The sequence below is a fragment of the Melaminivora alkalimesophila genome (assembly GCF_000282995.1).
Classification (GTDB): domain Bacteria; phylum Pseudomonadota; class Gammaproteobacteria; order Burkholderiales; family Burkholderiaceae_C; genus Melaminivora; species Melaminivora alkalimesophila.
Genome location: NZ_ALEE01000648.1, coordinates 1 through 3,861, shown reverse-complemented (window position 1 = coordinate 3,861; position 3,861 = coordinate 1). Strand labels below are relative to the sequence as shown.

Annotated in this window: 5 protein-coding genes; 4 read left to right on the top strand and 1 reads right to left on the bottom strand. The window is 71.5% G+C overall.

Annotated elements, in window-relative coordinates; translation table 11 throughout:
- The 3 genes from A612_RS12620 to A612_RS12610 all read left to right on the top strand — a co-directional run.
- Positions 1-504 (top strand): LysE family translocator (locus A612_RS12620; RefSeq protein ID WP_019374830.1); only part of this gene is annotated, 504 nt, incomplete at its 5' end.
- 162 nt (positions 505-666) lie between these two features.
- Entirely contained in the window at positions 667-1,845 is a 1,179-nt protein-coding gene (locus tag A612_RS12615; RefSeq protein WP_019374829.1) for an aminotransferase-like domain-containing protein, read from the top strand.
- A gap of 59 nt (positions 1,846-1,904) precedes the next feature.
- On the top strand, positions 1,905-2,576 hold the full coding sequence (locus A612_RS12610) for a histidine phosphatase family protein (RefSeq protein WP_019374828.1): 672 nt from the start codon (positions 1,905-1,907) through the stop codon (positions 2,574-2,576).
- Positions 2,577-2,604: 28 nt separating this feature from the next.
- Here the strand turns inward: A612_RS12610 and A612_RS12605 are convergent, their stop codons facing one another.
- Positions 2,605-3,435, bottom strand: a complete 831-nt coding sequence (locus tag A612_RS12605) for a creatininase family protein (RefSeq protein WP_019374827.1) — start codon at positions 3,433-3,435, stop codon at positions 2,605-2,607.
- 81 nt (positions 3,436-3,516) lie between these two features.
- Between A612_RS12605 and A612_RS12600 the strand changes: the two genes are divergently transcribed.
- The coding region (locus A612_RS12600) for a peptidoglycan-binding domain-containing protein (protein ID WP_019374826.1) at positions 3,517-3,861 on the top strand (345 nt) is incomplete at its 3' end.

Genomic DNA, 3,861 nt, shown 5'->3' with positions numbered 1-3,861 from the left:
AACCGCGGCCTGCCGGCGGCGATGCGCTTCGTCGTCGCCGTGCCCGTCGGCTGGAGCCTGCTGCTCCTGCTGTGCGCCGCCGGGCTGGGCGCGATGGTGGTGGCCATGCCGCCGCTGCGCTGGGCCATCAAGGCGCTGGGCATCGGCTACCTGCTGTGGCTGGCGTGGCGCCTGGCGCAATCGGCCAGCCTCTCCGAGGCCGACGCATCGCGCCTGTCGGTGGGCTTCTGGCAGGGCGTGCTGCTGCAGTTCGTGAACATCAAGGCCTGGCTGCTGGCGCTGACCATCGTCGCCGGCTGGGTGCTGGGGCACGAGGACATGCCCATGCGCCTGGCCGTGGTGTTGCCGGTGATGCTGGCCTTCGCCTTCGGCAGCAATTTCACCTATGCCGCCCTCGGCGCGCTGCTGCGCCACTGGCTGGCGCGCGGCCGGCGCCTGCTGTGGTTCAACCGCGGCATGGCGGCCATCCTGGTGCTGACGGCGTTCTGGATGGCGGCCTCCTGATCCGCCCCGGCCGGTCGACCGAACGCAGGAATCCGCCGCGGCCCTTGCGCTAAGCTCCCGCCGCCGCAGCTACCCCTGCTGCGTGCGCAGAGGCCGCACAACGGCTCGACCCCAACCATCGGCAACACCTACCGAATGCTGCCCATACCCGGAGACGCTCCCATGACCGCATGGACCCTGGCGCAACGCGCCGCCAAGATGAACCCTTCCGTGATCCGCGAGATCCTGAAGGTGACCGAAAAGCCCGGCATCATCAGCCTGGCCGGCGGCCTGCCCTCGCCGCAGACCTTCCCCATCGAATCCTTCGCCCAGGCCGCCGCGCAGGTGCTCGGCAACGAGGGCGCCGCGGCGCTGCAGTACTCCGCCAGCGAGGGTTACACGCCGCTGCGCGAGGCGGTCGCCGCCTTCCTGCCCTGGGAGGTGCACCCGGACCAGGTGCTCATCACCACCGGCAGCCAGCAGGCGCTGGACCTGGTCGCCAAGGTGCTGATCGACGAGGGCAGCCGCGTGCTGGTGGAGACGCCCACCTACCTGGGCGCGCTGCAGGCCTTCACGCCCATGGAGCCGCGCATCGAGGCGGTGGCGAGCGACGACGAGGGCATCCTGGTCGACGATCTGGCGGCCAAGGTGGGCAGCGGCGGGACACGAGCGCGCTTTCTCTACGTACTGCCCAACTTCCAGAACCCCACGGGCCGCACCATGACCGAGGCGCGCCGCCAGCAGCTGGTCGAGCGCGCCGCAGAACTCGGCCTGCCCATCCTGGAGGACAACCCCTACGGCGAGCTGTGGTTCGATCAGCCGCCCCCGAAACCCCTGACGGCGCGCAACCCCGAGGGTGGCATCTACATGGGGTCGTTCTCCAAGGTGCTGGCTCCGGGCCTGCGGCTGGGCTTCGTGGTCGCGCCGCAGCACATCTATCCCAAGCTCCTGCAGGCCAAGCAGGCCGCCGACCTGCACACACCCAGCTTCAATCAGCGCCTGGTGGCGGAGGTCATGAAGAACGGCTTCCTGGAGCGGCACGTACCCACCATCCGTCAGCTCTACAAGCGCCAGTGCGAGGCCATGCTGGCGGCGCTCGAAGAACACCTCGCGCCCCTGGGCGTCACCTGGAACCGCCCGGCCGGCGGCATGTTCCTGTGGTTGCGCCTGCCTGAAGGCATGAGCGCCCTGGAACTGCTGCCGCGCGCCGTGGCGCACGACGTGGCCTTTGTGCCCGGCGCGGCCTTCTATGCCCAAGAGGGCGACGCGCGCACGCTGCGCCTGTCCTTCGTGACGGCGACCGAGGAGCAGATCCGCACGGCCATCGCCGCCCTGGCCGCCGCCATCCGCGAGGGCGCCTGAAGCGGGCCGGTCGCGCCTGCGACAAGCGCGTACCGGCCTTGTCCGCACAATCCCGGCGCATGGGAACCCTCTACCTCGTGCGCCACGGCCAGGCGTCCTTCGGCGCCGACGACTACGACCAGCTCAGCGAGCGCGGCCACGAACAGGCCGTGCGGCTGGGCGCCTATTGGCGCGAGCGCGGCCTGCAGTTCGATGCCGTGCTGTGCGGCACGCTGCGCCGGCACGTGCAGACGCTGGCGGGCATCACGGAAGGCCTGGGCGGCGCCCCCGAGGCACTGTCCCTGCCCGAGCTGAACGAATACGACAGCCTGGCGCTGATCCGCGCCGTGCATCCCTCGCCGCTGCCCGCGCCCTCGACGCCCGAGCTGTACCGCCAGTACTTCCGGCTGCTGTGCGACGCGCTGGCACAGTGGATGGGCGGCACCCTCAGCCCCGAGGGCATGCCCAGCTGGGAGGAGTTCCGCAGCGGGGTGCATGGCATCCTGGAGCAGGTGCGCCAGCAGCACGCTGGCCACCACGTGCTGCTGGTCTCCAGCGGAGGGCCGATCTCCGCGGCCGTGGGCGAGGTGCTCTCGACCCCGCCGGAGGTGACGATCGCGCTGAACATGCGCATCAGGAACAGCGCCGTGACGGAGTTCAGCGTGAGCCCGAAGCGGCTGATGCTGCAGACCTTCAATACCCTGGCGCACCTGGATGCGCCCGAGTACCGCGACTGGGTGACGCACGCCTGAAGGCGAGGCGCCCGGAGCCGGGCCTGCCTCAGCCGGCCTGCACCGCCCGGGCCGGCGGCCAGTCAAGCAGCACCAGCTCCTGCAGCAGCTGCGCCAAGGCCTGTCCGGCCGCCTCCACCACCGCCCGGCCCTTCTCGGCCGTGGCTGCGGCGGCGTTGCCCACGGCGCCGGCCGGGTGGTAATCCTCGATCGCCCAGCCCATCTTGGCGCTCCTGCCGTTGCCCAGGATGGCGTGGCGCTCGGCCCGGTCCTGCGAGCTGGAGCGCCAGTGGCCGGCGTGCTCCATCCGCACCACCTGCGGCGCCAGGTGCAGCATCATCGAGGTCTCGACCTCGCCGCCGTGGATGCCGAAGCGGTGTTCCTCGGCACTGAAGAGATCGTGCACCTCCTGCGGCAGCGGCAACCCGAACCAGCTGGCGCTGTAGACCAGCAACCCATGGCGCTGGCGCAGCTCGCGCGCCACGATGTCCATGGCCGCCACGTTGCCGCCGTGGCCGTTGAACAGCAGCAGCCGCTGCAGCCCCGCACGCGCCACGCACCCGCCCAGCTCGCTCCACAGCGCCAGCAGCGTGGCGGGCGACAGCGACAGCGTTCCGGGGTAGGACAGGTGCTCGGTCGACAGGCCCACGTTCTGCGGCGGCAGGAACAGCACCGGCAGCTCGGCCGGCAGCAGCGGCAGCGCCGCATCCACCACGCCCTGCAGCAGCACCGCGTCCACCTGCAGCGGCAGGTGCGGCCCGTGCTGCTCGATGGCGGCCACGGGCAGCACAGCCACGGTCCGCGCCGCCAGCCCCGCCTGGCGTGCGGCCTCGAAATCGGCGGCGCGAAGCTCCGCCCACTGGCGGCTCGGGTATTGCATGGGAAGCGATGGTAGCCGCTGCAGCCGCTGCATGACCCAACAGGAATCCGGGGTTATTGGCGCCGCCGGATAATTTTCCGCATGCGCTCGCAGCACCTGTTCCGCTCCCTGTCCCAGCGCGCCCCGGTGCTGCTGGCACTGGGCCTTGGACTCCTCCAGGGCCCGGCCCTGGCCACCGTCCGCGCCACCGCCACGCCACCGCCCGCCGGCTCCGAGGCCGCCTTCCAGGAGCTGCGCTTTCGCATGCAGTCGCCGCGCGTGCGCGAGCTGCAGGTGCGGCTGCGCCAGGCCAAGTACCTGGCGGTGGTGGACGTGGAAGACCGCTTCGGCATGCTGACGCGCGAAGCGGTGCTCAAGCTGCAGCGCGACGCCGGCCTGCGCGCCACCGGCGTGGTCGACCGTGCCACCTGGGAGGCGCTGGCGGCG